Source organism: Pseudoalteromonas sp. Z9A6 (assembly GCF_011378805.1).
In the GTDB taxonomy this organism is placed as follows: domain Bacteria; phylum Pseudomonadota; class Gammaproteobacteria; order Enterobacterales; family Alteromonadaceae; genus Pseudoalteromonas; species Pseudoalteromonas distincta.
The window spans coordinates 1-17,837 of sequence record NZ_WTKZ01000025.1; the positions used below are offsets into that span (position 1 = coordinate 1).

19 protein-coding genes are annotated in these 17,837 nt (G+C 40.0%); 4 read left to right on the top strand and 15 right to left on the bottom strand.

The window, feature by feature from the left end; all coding sequences use genetic code 11:
* Positions 1-72 precede the first annotated feature (72 nt).
* The 6 genes from hemF to GQR53_RS10930 all read right to left on the bottom strand — a co-directional run bounded on the left by hemF (position 73) and on the right by GQR53_RS10930 (position 5,020).
* A complete protein-coding gene (gene hemF, locus GQR53_RS10905) occupies positions 73-1,023 on the bottom strand; it encodes an oxygen-dependent coproporphyrinogen oxidase (RefSeq protein ID WP_024604781.1) in 951 nt (316 codons plus the stop codon).
* Between the two features lies 1 nt (position 1,024).
* Positions 1,025-1,588 (bottom strand): L-threonylcarbamoyladenylate synthase, encoded by a 564-nt coding sequence (locus tag GQR53_RS10910; RefSeq protein ID WP_004335153.1) that lies wholly within the window; start codon positions 1,586-1,588, stop codon positions 1,025-1,027.
* Between the two features lie 25 nt (positions 1,589-1,613).
* Positions 1,614-2,189 carry a topoisomerase DNA-binding C4 zinc finger domain-containing protein gene (locus GQR53_RS10915; RefSeq protein WP_004335155.1) on the bottom strand — a complete coding sequence of 192 codons (576 nt, stop codon included), beginning with the start codon at positions 2,187-2,189 and terminating at the stop codon, positions 1,614-1,616.
* 114 nt (positions 2,190-2,303) lie between these two features.
* The gene (locus GQR53_RS10920; RefSeq protein WP_004335158.1) at positions 2,304-2,777 is read right to left on the bottom strand and encodes a DUF494 family protein; all 474 of its coding nucleotides are present in this window, start codon (positions 2,775-2,777) and stop codon (positions 2,304-2,306) included.
* Position 2,778: 1 nt separating this feature from the next.
* Positions 2,779-3,870: a DNA-processing protein DprA gene (gene dprA / locus GQR53_RS10925; RefSeq protein WP_165743939.1), complete on the bottom strand. Its 1,092-nt coding sequence runs from the start codon at positions 3,868-3,870 to the stop codon at positions 2,779-2,781.
* A 31-nt stretch (positions 3,871-3,901) separates the two neighbouring features.
* A complete protein-coding gene (locus GQR53_RS10930) occupies positions 3,902-5,020 on the bottom strand; it encodes a LysM peptidoglycan-binding domain-containing protein (protein ID WP_165743940.1) in 1,119 nt (372 codons plus the stop codon).
* Between the two features lie 118 nt (positions 5,021-5,138).
* On the opposite strand from GQR53_RS10930, the gene def reads away from it, so the two are divergent.
* The 4 genes from def to trkA all read left to right on the top strand — a co-directional run bounded on the left by def (position 5,139) and on the right by trkA (position 9,371).
* Complete coding sequence (gene def, locus GQR53_RS10935; protein ID WP_004335162.1) at positions 5,139-5,645, top strand: peptide deformylase; 507 nt, start codon at positions 5,139-5,141, stop codon at positions 5,643-5,645.
* Positions 5,646-5,666: 21 nt separating this feature from the next.
* Positions 5,667-6,620: a methionyl-tRNA formyltransferase gene (gene fmt / locus GQR53_RS10940; protein WP_165743941.1), complete on the top strand. Its 954-nt coding sequence runs from the start codon at positions 5,667-5,669 to the stop codon at positions 6,618-6,620.
* Complete coding sequence (gene rsmB / locus GQR53_RS10945; RefSeq protein WP_004335167.1) at positions 6,613-7,908, top strand: 16S rRNA (cytosine(967)-C(5))-methyltransferase RsmB; 1,296 nt, start codon at positions 6,613-6,615, stop codon at positions 7,906-7,908. The genes fmt and rsmB overlap by 8 nt, the downstream gene beginning before the upstream one ends.
* A gap of 86 nt (positions 7,909-7,994) precedes the next feature.
* A complete protein-coding gene (gene trkA / locus GQR53_RS10950) occupies positions 7,995-9,371 on the top strand; it encodes a Trk system potassium transporter TrkA (RefSeq protein ID WP_004335170.1) in 1,377 nt (458 codons plus the stop codon).
* A gap of 67 nt (positions 9,372-9,438) precedes the next feature.
* Here trkA and GQR53_RS10955 read toward each other — a convergent pair whose 3' ends face one another.
* The 9 genes from GQR53_RS10955 to GQR53_RS10995 all read right to left on the bottom strand — a co-directional run bounded on the left by GQR53_RS10955 (position 9,439) and on the right by GQR53_RS10995 (position 17,712).
* Positions 9,439-9,654, bottom strand: coding sequence for an EF-hand domain-containing protein (locus GQR53_RS10955; RefSeq protein ID WP_024597191.1), 216 nt, complete (start codon positions 9,652-9,654; stop codon positions 9,439-9,441).
* 277 nt (positions 9,655-9,931) lie between these two features.
* Positions 9,932-10,144, bottom strand: a complete 213-nt coding sequence (locus GQR53_RS10960) for a calmodulin (RefSeq protein ID WP_024604777.1) — start codon at positions 10,142-10,144, stop codon at positions 9,932-9,934.
* 139 nt (positions 10,145-10,283) lie between these two features.
* Positions 10,284-10,496, bottom strand: coding sequence for an EF-hand domain-containing protein (locus tag GQR53_RS10965; protein ID WP_024604776.1), 213 nt, complete (start codon positions 10,494-10,496; stop codon positions 10,284-10,286).
* Between the two features lie 63 nt (positions 10,497-10,559).
* Positions 10,560-10,772, bottom strand: a complete 213-nt coding sequence (locus tag GQR53_RS10970; protein WP_024604775.1) for an EF-hand domain-containing protein — start codon at positions 10,770-10,772, stop codon at positions 10,560-10,562.
* A 464-nt stretch (positions 10,773-11,236) separates the two neighbouring features.
* Positions 11,237-11,899, bottom strand: coding sequence for a flagellar brake protein (locus tag GQR53_RS10975; RefSeq protein ID WP_024604774.1), 663 nt, complete (start codon positions 11,897-11,899; stop codon positions 11,237-11,239).
* Positions 11,900-11,943: 44 nt separating this feature from the next.
* Positions 11,944-13,395, bottom strand: a complete 1,452-nt coding sequence (locus GQR53_RS10980; protein WP_004335179.1) for a TrkH family potassium uptake protein — start codon at positions 13,393-13,395, stop codon at positions 11,944-11,946.
* 96 nt (positions 13,396-13,491) lie between these two features.
* On the bottom strand, positions 13,492-14,106 hold the full coding sequence (locus GQR53_RS10985) for a YigZ family protein (RefSeq protein ID WP_165743942.1): 615 nt from the start codon (positions 14,104-14,106) through the stop codon (positions 13,492-13,494).
* 86 nt (positions 14,107-14,192) lie between these two features.
* Positions 14,193-15,515 carry a Xaa-Pro dipeptidase gene (gene pepQ, locus GQR53_RS10990; protein WP_024597188.1) on the bottom strand — a complete coding sequence of 441 codons (1,323 nt, stop codon included), beginning with the start codon at positions 15,513-15,515 and terminating at the stop codon, positions 14,193-14,195.
* Positions 15,516-15,825: 310 nt separating this feature from the next.
* Positions 15,826-17,712, bottom strand: coding sequence for a transglycosylase SLT domain-containing protein (locus tag GQR53_RS10995; RefSeq protein WP_149601906.1), 1,887 nt, complete (start codon positions 17,710-17,712; stop codon positions 15,826-15,828).
* Positions 17,713-17,837: the final 125 nt, after the last annotated feature.

Below are 17,837 nucleotides of genomic sequence, written 5' to 3' on the forward strand. Positions count from 1 at the left end.
AGCAAAATCTCTTGAGTCAGACTTGTGATCAAGAGACAGCTAATTAGTGCCTTTTTGATTATTGTTTAATTTTTATAATTGCCACTCTCTGGCTATCAGCTCACTTGGTTGACTCGTTAACCACTCTTGCGGGCGTAAGTAATACTGATATAGGTTAGCTTCTGGGCTACTTGGCTCTGGTTTATAGTTATATTCCCAGCGTGCAAGTGGTGGCATAGACATTAATATAGACTCAGTGCGCCCGCCACTTTGTAATCCAAATAAAGTGCCCCTATCCCATACTAAATTAAACTCAACGTAGCGCCCGCGACGATAAAGCTGAAAATCACGTTGTTGCTCTGTGTATTCGTCATTTTTGCGACGTTCAATAATAGGTAAATAGGCATCTAAAAATCCATTACCCACCGATTGCATAAACGCAAAGCTTTGCTCAAAACCTAGCTCATTCAAATCATCAAAAAATAGTCCACCCACGCCACGTGTTTCATCGCGGTGTTTAAGATAAAAATATTCATCGCACCAGGTTTTGTATTTTGGATAAATGTCGCTGCCAAAAGGCGCACAAATGTCGTGAGCAACTTGATGCCAATGTTGTACGTCTTCTAATACTGGATAAAAAGGAGTGAGATCAAACCCGCCACCAAACCACCATATTGGCTCTTCGCCTTCTTTTTCGGCTATAAAAAAGCGCACATTGGCATGACTTGTTGGTACATGAGGGTTTTTAGGATGAATAACTAACGACACACCACATGCATGAAAGCTGCGTCCTGCAAGCTCTGGTCTATGTGCTGTTGCAGAGCCTGGCATTGAAGCGCCAAATACGTGTGAGTAATTAACTCCGCCTTGCTCTATTACAGTGCCATTTGTGGTTACACGTGTACGACCACCACCACCTTCTGCTCGCTGCCAGTTATCTTCTATAAATTTAGCACTGCCATCTGCAGCCTCCAAACCTTGGCAAATAGTGTCTTGCAAAGCCATAAAGTAGGCTTTTACTTGATCTAATAATTCGCTTTGCATATTAACCTCTAAATATTTTGCCAGTCATGGCGTCTTTTATTGTGCTTGGTTGAGTATTACCACCTAACGGCTCGTCAACGTAAAAGCCAACTTGTTCTGCAAATTGCGCTTTGGCTTGCTCAATACTAATTACCGTTTCTTGGCCGGTTAAGTTTGCACTGGTTGATACTAATGGCTTACCAAACTCTTGGCATAAACGCTTTACTGTTGGATGGTTTGTTACTCTTACTGCAATGGTATCAAACTGCCCTGTGAGCCATTTAGGCGTATTTTTAGATGCAGGCATCACCCATGTAATTGCAGCAGGCCAACTCGAAAAAATATCAGCGCGTTTATCCATTGGTATTTTTGCATCATCTACGTATTTTAATAATTGTCCGTAGTTATCAGCGATTAAAATAAGCCCTTTTTCAACCGGGCGCTGCTTAATAGCTAATAGTGCTTCAACGGCTTGTTGATTATCTGGATCACAACCTAAACCATATACAGCTTCTGTTGGGTATAAAATAACTTCGCCTTGCGTTAAGCATGTTATTGCAGTGGGCGTATTTGAAAGGTCTGACAAAGTAGTCTCCAGATATAATTAAACGTTATTCAGTTGGGGTGAGCTTATGCATGCAGCTTTTTTGTGGGCATTGCAATAATATGCCGTTTGCCATATTTCTTTCTATGACGATAGGCCAGTCACATTCAGGACACGGATGTTCAACCGGTTTATTATTAAGCGTGTATTTACAGCTTGGATAACAATCACAAGAATAAAATACTTTACCAAACTTATTACTGCGCGCGACTAAATGACCTTTTTTGCATTTAGGGCAACTAGGCAAAGTATCTTCGCTTTGCTTTTCTTCATTTTCGTTAGCAATGTAATGACACTCTGGATAACCCGTACACCCAATAAACATACCATAGCGGCCATTTTTAACCACCAGCGGTTTGCTACACTCAGGACATGCTGAATCTTCTAATATTTTGATTTCGTTACTGTCGTGATGTGCCAGCGGCCTAATAAAGTCGCATTTGGGATAACTTGCGCATCCTAGAAAAGGGCCTGATTTACTATTGCGGATCACTAACTCTGAACCACACTGTGGGCATATCTCGTATTCTTTTTCGAGGGCGTGCTTGTTCGCCGAGAAAAGCGAATGGTCGATTTTACTCATGGTGATCCTAATAGGTTGGTGAATTTTCGCCTAATATACCCAAACCACTTAAAGATACAAGCAATGCCGTGCTTATCCTTTTAAGTAATTTGAGTACAATTAAGATAATTATCTCTAATGAAGAAGTTCGCTGGGTTCATCAAAAATCAAATCTTCCATTTGCTCATATGCCTCTTCAGAGCCAGGAACGTTAAACAAGATCATAAGTACAATCCACTTTAAGTCTTCTAGGCTTATAGTTGGTTTATCAAGAGAGGCTAAACAGTCCATTACCATTTCACGTGTTACATTGTTAATTACGCCTATTTGTTCAATAAACATTAAAAAGCCACGACACTCAGCGCTGAGCCTTTGGCATTCACTATCGGTAAATATACGCACAGCATCTTTAGGGTTAGCAATAAGATAAGGAGACTCATCGCTGTGTTGTAAATCGGCTAGTTGCTCTAACCAATCAAGAGCTTTAAATATCTCAGGCTTATTAAAGCCCGCACGCAGTAGCTCATCGGTTAACTCATTTTGCTCTGCAAATATATCCGCTTCGCTATGAATGTAATTTTCAAAAAGATACAAAAGAATATCAAACATATTACCTTCCTGCGCTTAACTTGATGTAACCATCTAACACTCGCTCAATCTGATCGTCTAATTCTAAATCGAGCAACCTACTGAGTACTTTATCTATTGGCCACTGCGCACGACGCACAATGTCATCTACACTGGTTACTTCAAAGCCAATACTATTTAAAACCTCACATTGAGAATTGGCTTGAATCGGCTGCTCTTTATTACATACATTATTGTCGTAAGTAAAACTCACCTCATCAAGAATGTCAGCCACGTTTTCTACCAGCTTAGCACCTTGCTTTATTAAAAAGTGACTTGCCTGCGCTAACGGGTTTTTAATAGAACCCGGTACTGCAAATACCTCTTTATTTTGTTCAAGCGCATAGCGTACTGTAATTAACGAACCACTTTTAATTTCAGCCTCAACAATAAGTACTCCTAACGATAACCCAGAAATAATACGATTACGGCGCGGAAAGTTGTGCGCATGAGCAGCTGTGCCTGGTAAAAACTCACTCACCAGCAGGCCGTTTTCTAAAACTTGGTCTGTTAATAGTTTATGGCGTTTGGGGTAGTAAATATCAACCCCAGTACCAAGCACAGCTATGGTTTTACCTGTACCAGCAAGAGAACCTTTGTGTGCTGCACCATCTATTCCCCGCGCCATGCCTGAAGTAACTGTAATACCCGCCAAAGTTAACTCGTATGCAAATTCTGAGGCTATTTCAAGCCCGGTAGGTGTAGCATTACGGCTGCCAACAATTGCAATCTGTGGAGTTGATAATAACGAGACATCTCCCCTGCAAAAGAGTAATAAAGGCGCACTGGCAATCTGCCGGAGATCTTCTGGGTAAAGCGCATCAAAAATACAAACAACAGTAATGTTGTTCAGCGCTATTAATTGCTCATAATGACTGACTTGTTGCCAATTGGTGTTGAGTAAATTACTCGCTTGATTAGCGGTTAACCCAAGCTGTAAAAGCTTGTCATGAGATAAGTCGAATAACGACCCAAGGGGATAGTTTGTAGATAGTGCTAAAAGGGTCTTTATACCCAACCCTTTACACATATAAAAGGCAAGCCAGTGGGCTAGCTTGCCAGATGACTGATCCATGCTCTCTCCTAGAGCACCGACTCGCTACTTCTTAATGAATAACTGCAATATCTCCAATGCGAATTGGGTGCTGGTTTTTAGTTATTAATGCATAACTTACTTTGTCATACACTTTAAAGACAATTAGCTCGCCAACTTTTTCTTTAGGCATGGTCCACGTTGTGCTCTCTTCGTCAGACTCATCACCAAATAATTGGCTCACATCAGATAAAAGCTTCTCGTATTTACTAGAATCTTCTGGGTAACGAGGGCCACGAGGACCATCGATAACCGTTGGTGATTGACGCTCTAGATCTAATACATGACCCGCTTCTATATTTTGTTCACTGCCTAAGTTTAGCACCACAACATCCATTGTGCTGAATTCTCTAACTTCACGTGGTGAAGCAATAATATTACCTGTTACAGGCTCAGAGGGACGGTGTATATCAAAGTACGCAGGGAGCATTTGGCCTTCCATTGCCGGCATTAAAAAATCACCCTGCTGAATTTCTCGTTTAACAGACTCAACACGTAATGACGAAGGCACGCCATTTTTCTCATCACCCGTTCTAAAGGCACGTGCTATACCCACATAAGATGCACGCGTTGCTAACACTTCACCAGTTAAGTCTGTGTAAGGGTCACCTTTATGGTAAATGGCATATGCTTTATGTACTTGTAAGTCGCCTTTAGCATATAAAATGTGGCCTAACGTTTGTGTTTTAGTATTTTCGTTAGCACCTAAAATATAAGGCTTACCTTTAATATCATCACTGTTCATTGCTTGCTCGTAACTGATATAAGGTTTGATCATTTCAAGCGGCAAAGTAGTAATAGCATTACGCCCTTTTGGTGTAATACGACCCTGAGGAGATAGCTTTCTATATCCTTTATTGATCACTAAACGTGGGTTTCCATCAGCATCGTATATCAACGCTAATGCATCACCGGGGTAAATTAGGTGTGGGTTGTCAATTTGTGGATTCATTTGCCAAAGTTCAGGCCATAGCCAAGGCTCATCTAAATAGATGCCAGAAATATCCCAAAGTGTATCGCCTTTTTTTACAACATACTGTTTTGGTGCGTCTTTTTTTATTTTAAGTACATCAGCAACTGCGGGAAACGCAGCGCTTAACGTAAGCATGATTGCAAGTAATGGAGATTTCATCGAGCTTCCTTGTATTGTTTTTTCATTATTATTGCCCAAAACCTGTTAAAGGTGAACGCGAATGGCTAAAATAAGAGCATACAATACCCTAAATTAAGCACAAGTGAAAAAGGTAACTATGGCTAGGTTAGAAGTTTTAAGATTTCCAGATGAACGTTTACGTACTGTAGCAAAAGATGTTGTACAAGTTGACGACACAGTACGCCAAATTGTAAAAGACATGCTAGAGACAATGTACGATGAAAATGGCATTGGTCTTGCGGCCACGCAAGTAGATATTCATCAACGAATCGTTGTTATTGATGTATCAGAAGAGCGCAATGAGCCACTGGTATTAATTAATCCACAAATCATTAAAAAAGACGGCTCTACCGTTAGCGAAGAAGGCTGTTTATCAGTACCTAACTCGTATGCAAAAGTAGACCGCGCTGAAACAGTAACAGTCGCTGCACTTAACGAAAACGGTGAAGAATTTGTACTAGATGCAGATGAATTATTGGCTATTTGTATTCAACATGAACTAGATCACCTTCAAGGTAAGCTATTCATTGATTACTTATCTCCATTAAAGCGCCAACGTATTCGTAAAAAGCTTGAAAAAGAAGCCAAGTTTGCAGAACAGTAATAAGCACCTTAGGAAAACTCAGTGACTCAACCATTACGCATTATATTTGCCGGTACGCCAGACTTTGCCGCACGTCATTTACAAGCGCTGATACAAAGCGAACACAAAATAGTGGGTGTATATAGCCAGCCAGATCGCCCTGCAGGTCGTGGTAAAAAATTAAAAGCCAGTGAAGTGAAAGAGCTAGCGCTTGAGCACAATTTACCGGTTTTTCAGCCACAGTCATTAAAAAATGATGAAGCACTAGCTGAGCTAACAAGCTTAAATGCCGACATTATAATTGTTGTAGCATATGGCTTAATTTTACCTAAAGCTATTTTAGAAGCGCCACGTTTAGGTTGTTTAAATGTGCATGGCTCTATATTACCGCGCTGGCGCGGTGCTGCACCTATTCAACGCGCAATTTGGGCAGGTGATGAACAAACCGGCGTAACAATAATGCAAATGGATGAAGGGCTAGATACCGGCGATATGCTACATATAAGCCGCTGCCCTATTAGCACAACAGAAACTAGCGCAAGCTTATATACAAAGCTTGCTGAGCTAGGTCCAGATGCGTTAATTGAAACCATTAATAAATTAGCTAATGGTGAGATCACCCCTGAACCTCAAAACGATGAACTTGCTAACTACGCTAAAAAGCTTTCTAAAGAAGAAGCTGATATCGACTGGTCCATGAGTGCGCTTCAAATCGAGCGAAACATTCGCTCTTTTAACCCGTGGCCAATGTGCTTTACCCAAATGGGTGGGCAAACAGTAAAGATTCATCAAGCGCAGGTTATGCTGCAATCAGGTGATCCTGGGCAAATTTTATCAAGCGACAAAAATGGCGTAGTAGTGGCGTGTGGCGAACACGCTTTATGTATTACGCAATTACAGCCGCAAGGTAAAAAACCAATGGCAATTAACGACTTTTTAAATGGTCGTAGTGACTGGGTTACTCCTGGCACAATATTAGGCGAAAACAATGAGTAATGTTCCAAACGTACGAGCGCTTGCCGCTGAAACTTTATATAACGTAGTTGATAAAGGCGCATCGCTTAATCAAGAACTTCCATTTGCAAGCCAAGGCTTGCCGCCTAAAGATAAAGCGTTGCTACAGCAAATTTGTTATGGCGTTTTACGCTACTTACCGAGCCTTGAAAATTACTGCCAACACTTAGTAGAGCAGCCATTAAAAGGTAAACGTAGAATATTTCAGTTTTTATTATACGTAGGTATTTATCAACTGCAGCATATGCGCGTACCACCTCATGCTGCCATTTCAGAAACGGTTAACGCACTGGCTCAACTACGCGCTTTAGGATTAAAAGGGCTGATAAACGCCATTTTACGTAGCTTTCAGCGTCAACAAGCTGAGCTTGAAGAAAAAGCGAAGCTTATTCCGGTATGTTTATACAACCATCCAAATTGGTTTATTAAACAGGTGCAAACAGCCTACCCAGATAGCTGGGAAGCACTACTTGAAGAAAACCAGCAACAAGCGCCAATGTGGCTTCGTGTCAATCAAGCCCAATTTAGCACGCAAGAATACAGCGACATGCTTAGCGCTAACGATATTGAACACACCTTAAACCCTGATTTTATTGATGGGATTAAACTTGCCAAACCACGTGATGTATTTTCGTTGCCTGAGTTTGATACAGGTGCATGTTCAGTACAAGATGCTGCTGCACAGTTGGCAGCCCGCTTTTTAGAACCTAAAGCAGATGACTATATTTTGGATGCCTGCGCAGCACCTGGCGGTAAAACATGTCATATTTTAGAGCTTGCTGATGCAGATGTACTTGCACTTGATAGCGACTCAACTCGCCTTGAACGTGTTAAGCAAAACTTAACTCGCATTGGCTTAGGTGCAGACCTACAATGTGGCGACGCATCACAACCACATACATGGTGGGATGAAAAATTATTTGATCGTATTTTACTTGATGTGCCTTGTTCGGCCACTGGTGTAATTCGCCGTCACCCTGACATAAAATGGTTACGTCGCGCATCAGACATCGAAGACTTAGCTAAGTTACAAAGCGATATTCTTGATAGCATTTGGCCACTGTTAAAACCAGGTGGCACATTGGTATATGCTACGTGTTCGGTTCTTCCACAAGAAAACCAACAGCAAGTTGCTAAGTTTTTAGCTAATAATGATGATGTAGAACATATACCTCTACACGAAAACGATACCGTAACAACGCCAGGTTTGCAGTTACTGCCCGGTGAAAGTGATGGATTTTATTACGCTAAGCTAGTTAAAAAAGCCTAATAGCCGTACACTAAATAGTTAGCCATTTATGAAACATTAAATGGCTATTTTTTTAATTAAATTATGATCAATACCACGGGTAAATAATGAAAATAATTATACTCGGTGCCGGGCAAGTTGGTGCTACGCTTGCTGAAAACTTAGTTGGCGAACAAAACGAAATTACCGTTGTTGATATAGACGGTAACCGATTACGTGAACTTCAAGATAAGTACGACTTACAAGGGGTTATGGGCCACAGCGCGCATCCTGATGTATTACGCCGTGCAGGTGCTGAAGATGCCGATATGATTATTGCGGTAACCAGTTCAGATGAAGTGAACATGGTTGCATGCCAAGTGGCGTACAGTATTTTTAAAACGCCCACTAAAATTGCCCGCATTCGCTCAGAGCAATATTTAAAGTACCGCGAAAAACTATTTCAAAACGATGATTTACCAATCGATCATTACATTGCTCCCGAAGCACTGGTCACTAAGTATATTCGCCGTTTAATTGACTACCCTGGTGCTCTGCAAGTATTGCAGTTTGCTGATGGCATGCTCTCGTTAGTAGCCGTAAAAGCTTACTATGGCGGTTTACTTGTAGGTTATGCGTTATCTGCACTTAAAGAGCATATTCCTAATGTAGAAACCCGTGTTGCAGCTATTTATCGTCAAGGTAAAGCAATAAAACCATTGGGTACCACCGTTATTGAAGCCGATGACGAAGTGTTTTTTATTGCCGCTACAAAACATATACGCGCAGTAATGAACGAGCTACAAAAACTAGAGCGTTCTTACAAAAAAATTATGATAGCTGGTGGCGGTAACATTGGGGCAGGCCTTGCCCGCTCACTTGAAAAAAACCACACGGTTAAATTAATTGAACGCAGTAAAGAGCGTGCCGAGCAACTCTCGGAAATGCTCGATAACACGGTCGTTTTTTGTGGTGACGCATCTGATCAAGAACTGCTCTCAGAAGAGCATATTGAACAAGTAGATGTGTTTATTGCCGTAACCAACGACGATGAAGCAAACATTATGTCAGCCATGCTTGCAAAACGTATGGGCGCACAAAAAACCATGGTGCTTATCCAGCGTGGTGCTTACGTTGATTTGGTACAAGGCGGCGAAATAGATATTGCCATATCGCCGCAGCAAGCCACTATATCGGCATTGCTTACTCATGTACGCCGTGGTGATATTGTTAATGTGTACTCATTACGCAAAGGTGCAGCAGAAGCAATTGAAGCCGTTGCTCATGGCGATGAAAACACTTCAAAAGTGGTTGGCCGTGCTATTGCCGACATTAAACTCCCTGCTGGTACTACTATTGGCGCAATAGTACGTAACGACGATGTACTGATAGCCCACGATGATACAATTATTATGTCGGGCGATCATGTCATTATGTTTCTAATCGACAAGAAACACATTACCGTTGTAGAAAAGCTATTCCAGGTAAGTGCTATATTCTTATAATTATTTGGCATAAACGCAAAAAAGCCGCTGACTAAGGCGGCTTTAGTGGAGTATCTTCGAATATTGATTACTGTACCTTTGAAAACTCTTCTTTAGAGATTTCACCATTTCCATCAGTATCTAAATCATCAAAAATCTTTACAAGCTGAGGGTTAACCTTTGCTTCTTCCATTGTAATCGCACCGTCGCCATCTGCATCAAAAGAGGCAAAGTCCACTGCTGCATATGCTGCTGATGAAGATGCTAAAACGATAACTGCAAGTGTTGTATTGAATGTTTTCATAATAATATTCCTAGTAATATGGGAAGTCCTTTTCAAAGATCCCTGACTGTGAAAAATGTTTAATCTGAAAAAGGTTAGTTAACCTGTACTCTGGTTAAGAGATTTACTAACGTATTGAATCATGGTGATATTTAAATTTATTTTCTCTAGCCAGAGATTTTCAGTGAAAACAAGGCGAATTTACGCGTCAATAGCTGGCCTATTGCAAGTAAATTCAACGCAGTTAGCGCTGAAAATAGCTGCTAGAGATAGATTTATTATCCAGAGTTCAGGTTAATTAGTAATTAGCAAACTCTTCTTTAGAAAGCTCGCCGCTACCGTCGGTATCTAGCTCAATAAACTCGGCCATTAAATCTGTATCAACTGCCGCTTCGCTTGGGCTAATTGTGCCGCTACCATCAATATCAAGGCTGTCAAAACCTGATGCTGCAAATGCAGCAGAAGAAGACGCTAGTGCTATAAGTGCTAATGCTTTATTTAAATTTTTCATAACTTAATCCTTCAATGTTCTATCAAAAAAATTGCTTCGTTTAACTTAAAACGTAATTTTTCACTTCCTTGTTATCCTCTTTCGTAAGCTCCCTTGCCTACTTAGGTTGTCTTTGGCAACTCAGGATAAATACTTTAAATTAAGCTTCTGAAAATTCTTCTTTTGATAACTCACCATTTTGGTCAGTATCAAGTTCTGAGAACATACTCATTAGCTTTGCATCTACTGATGCTTCTGCTTGGCTAATTGTGCCACTGCCATCTACATCTAATGTATCGAAATCTGTTGCTGCAAACGCGGCTGAAGAAGATGCTAGTGCCACAAGTGCTAATGCTTTATTTAATGTTTTCATAACGTGTATCCTTCAATTTTATGAGTAATGTGGGGCTCTTAGTAGCGCCCCAGAGTTTTAAGCTTATACTTGTGAAAACTCTTCTTTAGATAGTTCGCCGTCTTGGTCTGTATCAAGTTCAGAGAACATGCTCATTAATTTTGCGTCTACTGATGCTTCTGCTTGGCTAATTGTGCCACTGCCGTCTACATCAAGTGTGTCAAAATCTGTTGCTGCAAAAGCGGCTGAAGAAGATGCAATAGCGATAAGTGCTAAAGTTTTATTAATGCTTTTCATAATATGTATCCTTCAAATTTATGTGTGTGCGATTAAGTATTTCACTTTGAATCACGATTTCGTTCAGTACACCCTGACTATTACAACTTAAATGCCAACATTGAAAAGCCATTAACTTTCAATAAGTTAAAAATAAAACGTACAATAAGGAGGAATTTTCAGAGTCATTACTGTTGCCTTTTCGCAACACGCTTTAAAGGTGAAAAACTAAAGTCATTAAAAACAAATAGTTATGTTTATATAAAAAGATACATTTTAAAATGTAGAGCTATAAAAGGAGGGATTTTAAAAAATAATTAAGGTTAATTTTAACGAAGTAGCTATAACAACAAAAAAAAAGCCATAACAAAAAACACGTAAAACATTGTTTTATTTAAATAATATATTTAATTATATAAAAACAAAAAATACTTTATAAATACTCACGTAAAACGCCATTTTGTTGCAAATAAGCGAAAAACGATTTATTCAACGGTGGGCTCAAGCGCAGATGGGTCTATAAAATGCTCTTTCATAAAGGTTTTCATTTCATCCTCGCTTGCTAGTAGCTTAATTCCACAACGCACGCCTGCGACATGTTCCTTAGCACTGCAAATTTCGCCTTCAAAACTTTTATCGCTGCTATTGAGTATTACTGTGCATTGCATATCTTTAATATTTTCATCTTGCTGATCACCTCTAATATCAAACATTACTCCTGTTAGCGAAATGTCTTTAATGAGGCCTTCAAGTATTCTGTCGTCACTTAGCTTTAGCTTTGCAGGTAATAAGGTAGGTATACGCGTTTGCGAGCGCAGTGCAAATAACTGCACCTGCTTAGGATAGTTAATAAATATAAGCTTAGCCGGGTGAGACGCAACCGACATTATTTGTTGGCGAAACGCTATAACTTGCCCACCACTACCTTCAATTAATGCTCTAACAACAACCATTACACCATCACGTAAATAGTCACTACTAGCAGGTAAACGTCTAGAGTTTGGGTAATTTAAAATAATAAATTTATTTTCAAGCAAACCAACAAACTCGGTTTTTACACGTTTACTGTCGGTTGGGGTTAATATTTCTAAATCGACCAAACCACTTGTAGTTAGTTGATGTAATTTGTCTAGATTTGAAGTTGGCATATCCCTTTCCCACTAACTTGTATATTAAAATTTAAACGACTCGTTTATCCACGCCAAAAAGTAGGCGTAAATAACACTAATAAAGTAAATATTTCTAAACGACCAAACACCATTGCAATAGTAAGCAACCATTTAGCACCATCGGTTATAGCACCATAATGCGACGCTACATCTCCTAAACCAGGCCCTAAGTTATTTAAACAAGCCGCAGTGGCTGAGAACGCAGTTATGTTATCCATACCCGTGCCCATAAGCGCTAACATAATAATAATAAATACCAGCGCATAAGCAGAGAAAAAACCCCACACAGCTTCTACTACTTTATCTGGCAACGCCTTACGACCCAGCTTGATTGAATATATAGCACGAGGATGCACTAAACGATTGAGCTCACGCACACCCTGTAAATAAAGTAAGAACACGCGCACTACTTTCATGCCACCACCGGTAGAGCCTGCACAGCCACCAATAAAGCTCGAAAATATAAGTAAAATAGGTAAAAACAATGGCCATGTTGAAAAGTTATCCGTAGCAAAGCCTGCTGTTGTACTCATTGAAACAGCTTGAAATAACGCCTGATCGAGGGTTTCATCGCCATTAGCAAATATTTCGTTAGAGGAAAGTACGGTAAAACAAATAACCACCAGCGCTAATTGAATACACAAAAACACCTTAAACTCAGGATCTCGAATATAAACTTGTATGTTACGACTGGCCACTGCGGCGTAATGCAGGGAGAAGTTAACAGCGGCAATAATTAAAAAGAACACACAAATAAAGTTAATTACAGGGCTGTCGAAGTGCCCCATGGAGGCGTCGTAAGTAGAAAAACCACCTATCGCCACCGTTGAGAATGCATGACATATAGCATCAAACCACTCCATTCCTGCAGCCCAATAAGCCAGCATACAAGTAATAGTCAACGACACATAAATATACCAAAGGTGCTTTGCAGTATCGGCAATTCGCGGGGTCATTTTAGAATCTTTTACAGGCCCTGGTATTTCAGCGCGGTACAACTGCATACCACCAACACCTAGCATTGGGAGTATAGCAACAGCGAGTACGATTATACCCATACCGCCAAACCACTGGAGTTGCTGGCGATAAAACAATACCGACTTGGGTAAATACTCAATACCGGTAAGCACTGTAGCGCCGGTGGTTGTTAAGCCAGAAAATGCTTCAAATACCGCATCGGCGAGCGATAAGTTAGGTTCTTGTAAAAAGATAAGCGGCAAGGACGCAAACGCCCCAAGTACCAGCCAAAACAAAACAACAATTAAAAAGCCTTCACGTGCTTTTAAATCACCGTTTTCATGGCGGTTTGGGTAATAAGCCATCATGCCAATAACAACACTAAAGATAAATGCTAAAACAAAGGGAACACCACCACCGTCTTTGTATATTAAAGACACCAGTGCCGGAGGCACCATGGTAATACTAAACAGCGCAACAAGTTGGCCAAGAATTTTTATGATGGTACGAAATTGCATTTAGCTTGTCGCTTTTATTATTAGTAAATTCAGGCTGAGTAGTATCAACCAAATTAAATAGGGTCAGTATGCATTATATGCAATTTGTGTAGGTTATTACTCTTTAATAGTTAACTCAACTGCGCCGTGACTTAAATCAAAAATATCTTTGATTGCTTGCTTGGCTTCGCGGCTATCGATTGTAATCACCCACTCAATATTAGCAGTAAATTGCTTATCAATATTAAGCACTTGATACTTTGTTTTTAATAACTGCTCAATCGCGCCTTGCATGCTGTACTCACTACTCCCAGTAATTTCAACGCTGGGAACTTTAAGCACCGTTTGCAATTTTACTAGTGCATTATTTAATGAGCCACCATAAGCACGTACTAGCCCGCCGGTGCCTAATTTTATGCCGCCAAAATAACGTGTCACCACGGCAGTGATTTCGCCAAGGCCCGAACCCACCAGCACATTTAACATAGGTTTCCCCGCAGTGCCATTAGGTTCACCATCATCCGAAAAACCATAAACATGGCTGCCACCAGGGTTGCCTGCCACATGTGCCCAGCAGTTATGACGTGCATCGCTATACTTTTCTTCAATGCTTTTAATAAATGTTTTTGCTGAATTTAAATCGGGGGTGTGTGCAATGTGGACTATAAACGTACTTTTTTTAATTTCTTCTTGATGAAAAACGTCAGCAGCGGGATAGTTATATTCAGACATATTAAAAGCTCAATTAAAAATGGGGCCTAAAGGCCCCGTTCATATGCATATTTTAACGTTTATTCGCTAACTCGTCTTTATAGAAATTAATCGAGTTCTAAATTACGCGTCATATTCTCTAGGCTATCTTCATGAACAATAATGTTATCTTCAATACGAATGCCGCCAAATGGTTTAAATGACTCTACCTTTTCCCAGTTAATAAACTGCTTATTATCGGTTTGCGCTAAATCACCAAGCAGTGAATCAATAAAGTATAAACCTGGCTCAATAGTAAACACTTGGTTTTTTTCGATCAGGCGAGTACAACGCAAGAACGGATGCCCTTCAGGCGATGGTTGATGTGTGCCCTTTTCGTCACTCATAAAACCACCCATATCATGCACTTGTAAACCTAGGTGATGTCCTAGTCCATGCGGGAAGAAAGTAGATGTAATTTTACGCTCAACAATTTCCTCCGCGGGTAGGTTAACAATTTTAAAGTCACTAAGTATTTGTGCGATACGATTATGACATTCAACGTGTAAATCACCATAAAGCATACCCGGCTTTAAACCTTTACCTAACTCGATTTGTTGAACAGTCATCGCTTGTACAAGCTCAGCAAACTCACCCTGCTTTTTAAAATCATACGTACGAGTAATATCAGCAGCGTAACCATTAAAGTTTGCACCGGCATCAATTAAAAATGAGTTGTGGGTGTGTGGCACTTTTGGATCAAAGTGCGTGTAGTGCAAAATAGCGCAGTTTTCGTTAAGCGCAACAATGTTGCCGTACGGCATTTCATTTTCGCTTTGACGTGTCGCCATTAAGTACGCTTGCTGAATGTCGAACTCGCTACCACCATTAAAGAATGTATCGCGTGCAGCTTTATGCCCATCTACTGCAATGCGGTTAGCGTTGCGTAAACATTCAAGTTCGTACTGCGTTTTGTAAGCGCGGTGGTAATGAAAATAGTTAAGTACAGGCTCAGGGTTCATAATACTAAAACCAAGTGCTTGCGCTACTTCAATGTATTCACCCATGTAAGCATATTTAGCTTTATCGTATGGTAATAACTTTTCTACTTGATCAGGCTGAAGTAGTAGCTCTATATCAAAGTACTCAGCCCAAAAGTCACGAGGCTCGTCTGGTACTTTATGCCAAAAATCTACTGGACGATAAAATATTAGTTTTGGTTTGTCGCTGCCATTTACCACAATCCAGCAATGAGGATTATCAATAACCGGTAACCACGCTTTAAACTGTGGATTAACTTTAAATGGATAATACATATCATCTAAAAACTGGCGCTTAGCTTGGCCTGAATGAATTACTAATCCTTCTAACCCTTCGCTATTACAAATTGTACGAGTACGCTGTTGCAGTGTTGCAATATGTTCGGCGTATAAAACGGCTAATTTATCCATTGTTAATCCATCTGTTAAATTTAACTTGCTATGAGTCTATCACTTATACCAATTGCATTAAATTAATGATCTATTATAGCGATAAGAAAATAGCTTAATAACAAGGCTAAAATTATGATACATAGTTGTTCTATATAAATAATTTTTAACGCAGTTATTGAGTTATTTAATACGCTAGAATGATCATGTTTTTAATAAAATTGGTATTACCCTAAGCGCTCAAAAAAGGGGGATATTTAACATGTAAACATCCCCCTTATTAATACCTATACCTATCGTGTTAAGTTATTGGTCGATTGGTATCATATATTCAACCGCCCATTTTCATTTCGAGTAGCGGCGCTAATACATTACCTTCTCGGCCCATTCTTGTATGGTAAACCTGTCTGTACGCAAATACATTTTTTACGTAATCACGGGTTTCGCGATACGGAATAAGCTCTACCCATAACTCAGCCGGAATAGCGTCATCAGGTAACCAACGCTTTATACGGTGATAACCCGCATTATAAGAAGCTGTTGCCAGCACTTCATTGCCATGGTTTTTCTTTTTTAAGTACTGTAAGTAACTAGTACCTAATCTAATATTTGTTTTAGGTTGATATAAACGACTACTTGTCACACTGCCTTTATTTACATACTCAGCAGTACTTGGTAATAACTGCATTAAACCACGCGCATTAGCATGCGAGCGTGCATCTGGCGCAAAAGAGCTTTCGCGCCTTGCAATAGCAATACTCCAAGCAACATCTATCTTGCTACGTTTACTGTAGCGCTCAAAAACATCTTGAAACGCAAACGGAAAACGTTGCTCTACATTATCCCACGCTTTAATTTTTGCTAAAGTAAAAATAGTACTGTCGTGCCAACCTAAATCGGTAGATAACTGTGATGCTGCCAGCTTTTCTTCATCGCTAGAGGTATCCGTTAAGTAATTCCATTCACGGCGCGCCGACGTAAAGCGCTCAATATCATAAAGTGCTTTTGCACGCTTAAAGCCTGGTGCATTACTCACTTTATCTACAAGTACCTTATCGACTGCTAAAGGCTGATTATTTAAATCAACGGGCAACCCCAAACGTGCTGCGGCTAAAAAGCCGTAATAATCACGATTAGCCGCTACTTTCTTCCAAATGTCGTCTGCTTTTTGTTGCTCGCCACGTTGTGCATAGCTATAAGCTAACCAATATTGCTGACCAAGACTTAAATTTTCTTTACCTGTAAAAAATGCAGCAATCCCTTCCCAATCTTGGGTTTTGAGCATATTGCCCAGTTGCCACTGAATAAGCTTGCTGTCTAGTCGCTCTTTTGGCACTTTATTTAGCCAAAAGCTCGCTTGTTTATGCCCGCTAGAGGCAAGTGACAATGCAAAGGTGTAATACACATCCGCTTTTTCTTCATCGCTGTACTTAAATATTTTTTCTAGCTTTTCCCATGCTTTTAAAGCTAGCTCTTTATCGCGCCAAACCAAACGTTTAACACCATAAATAGCTATTTGCCCTTCTTTAGCCGACTTGTTTTTATATCTATATAATCCAGCGGCTGCGCTTGGATCTTTTCGCACTTTTAAATATAAGTCAGCTAAGTAACGCTCCTTACTTGGTAATAAAGTTTTTAAGTAAGGTAATAAGCTTTGCGTTCCGCCTTGTGCAGCAAGTGTTACACGCTTCCAAACCGTTTCTTCTTTCATGTAGCCTTTTTTACGCCACGTAGAAAATAAACTATCACAACCATTAGGTTGCGATTTACCTACAGCCCATAAGTCGGTCACCTGATTTAGAATTGCCTTTTCGGGCGCACCTAAATCAAGCTGAAAATCTAAATAAGTACAAGTAAGCTCCGTATTAGACGTTTCACGATAGTTGCGGATATACGCCGCCTTTTCGTTGTTATCTTTTAAATATTCTAACCACGCTTTACGGACCGGCCACTCAAGCGGCGTATGCTGGTATATATTTAAATATTCTTCTATTTCTGCCTGATGTTTAATGCTCGGATGGCGTTGCCAATACGTTTTTTCAACATAAGGTTTTAACGGATGATTTAGGTTACTAACCGCTTGTTTAAAGTCTTGGTAACTGCCGTACCTTACTTTTTTTTCGGCATCTAAAAATGCATCGTTATCGTTACTTGCCTCGGCAGAATGAAGAGGAAAAATGAATGCAGCTGCCGCAACACTTAGTAAATATTTTTTCATAATGTCCTTTAATAAAAATTAAAGTTGTGAATAAAAACTTTTCAACCACCTTAGCACCAAACCAGCTATATTTTAACCAGTCGATTGTAACCGAGTTAAATTTTTCGTTGCATTTTTAATTTAAA

What these genes read in the sequence shown, in the direction of transcription:
- hemF (WP_024604781.1), bottom strand. Translation starts at nt 1,023, where the DNA reads ATGCAAAGCGAATTATTAGATCAAGTAAAAGCCTACTTTATGGCTTTG.
- GQR53_RS10915 (WP_004335155.1), bottom strand. Translation starts at nt 2,189, where the DNA reads ATGAGTAAAATCGACCATTCGCTTTTCTCGGCGAACAAGCACGCCCTC.
- GQR53_RS10920 (WP_004335158.1), bottom strand. Translation starts at nt 2,777, where the DNA reads ATGTTTGATATTCTTTTGTATCTTTTTGAAAATTACATTCATAGCGAA.
- dprA (WP_165743939.1), bottom strand. Translation starts at nt 3,870, where the DNA reads ATGGATCAGTCATCTGGCAAGCTAGCCCACTGGCTTGCCTTTTATATG.
- GQR53_RS10930 (WP_165743940.1), bottom strand. Translation starts at nt 5,020, where the DNA reads ATGAAATCTCCATTACTTGCAATCATGCTTACGTTAAGCGCTGCGTTT.
- def (WP_004335162.1), top strand. Translation starts at nt 5,139, where the DNA reads ATGGCTAGGTTAGAAGTTTTAAGATTTCCAGATGAACGTTTACGTACT.
- rsmB (WP_004335167.1), top strand. Translation starts at nt 6,613, where the DNA reads ATGAGTAATGTTCCAAACGTACGAGCGCTTGCCGCTGAAACTTTATAT.
- trkA (WP_004335170.1), top strand. Translation starts at nt 7,995, where the DNA reads ATGAAAATAATTATACTCGGTGCCGGGCAAGTTGGTGCTACGCTTGCT.
- GQR53_RS10955 (WP_024597191.1), bottom strand. Translation starts at nt 9,654, where the DNA reads ATGAAAACATTCAATACAACACTTGCAGTTATCGTTTTAGCATCTTCA.
- GQR53_RS10960 (WP_024604777.1), bottom strand. Translation starts at nt 10,144, where the DNA reads ATGAAAAATTTAAATAAAGCATTAGCACTTATAGCACTAGCGTCTTCT.
- GQR53_RS10965 (WP_024604776.1), bottom strand. Translation starts at nt 10,496, where the DNA reads ATGAAAACATTAAATAAAGCATTAGCACTTGTGGCACTAGCATCTTCT.
- GQR53_RS10970 (WP_024604775.1), bottom strand. Translation starts at nt 10,772, where the DNA reads ATGAAAAGCATTAATAAAACTTTAGCACTTATCGCTATTGCATCTTCT.
- GQR53_RS10975 (WP_024604774.1), bottom strand. Translation starts at nt 11,899, where the DNA reads ATGCCAACTTCAAATCTAGACAAATTACATCAACTAACTACAAGTGGT.
- GQR53_RS10980 (WP_004335179.1), bottom strand. Translation starts at nt 13,395, where the DNA reads ATGCAATTTCGTACCATCATAAAAATTCTTGGCCAACTTGTTGCGCTG.
- GQR53_RS10985 (WP_165743942.1), bottom strand. Translation starts at nt 14,106, where the DNA reads ATGTCTGAATATAACTATCCCGCTGCTGACGTTTTTCATCAAGAAGAA.
- pepQ (WP_024597188.1), bottom strand. Translation starts at nt 15,515, where the DNA reads ATGGATAAATTAGCCGTTTTATACGCCGAACATATTGCAACACTGCAA.
- GQR53_RS10995 (WP_149601906.1), bottom strand. Translation starts at nt 17,712, where the DNA reads ATGAAAAAATATTTACTAAGTGTTGCGGCAGCTGCATTCATTTTTCCT.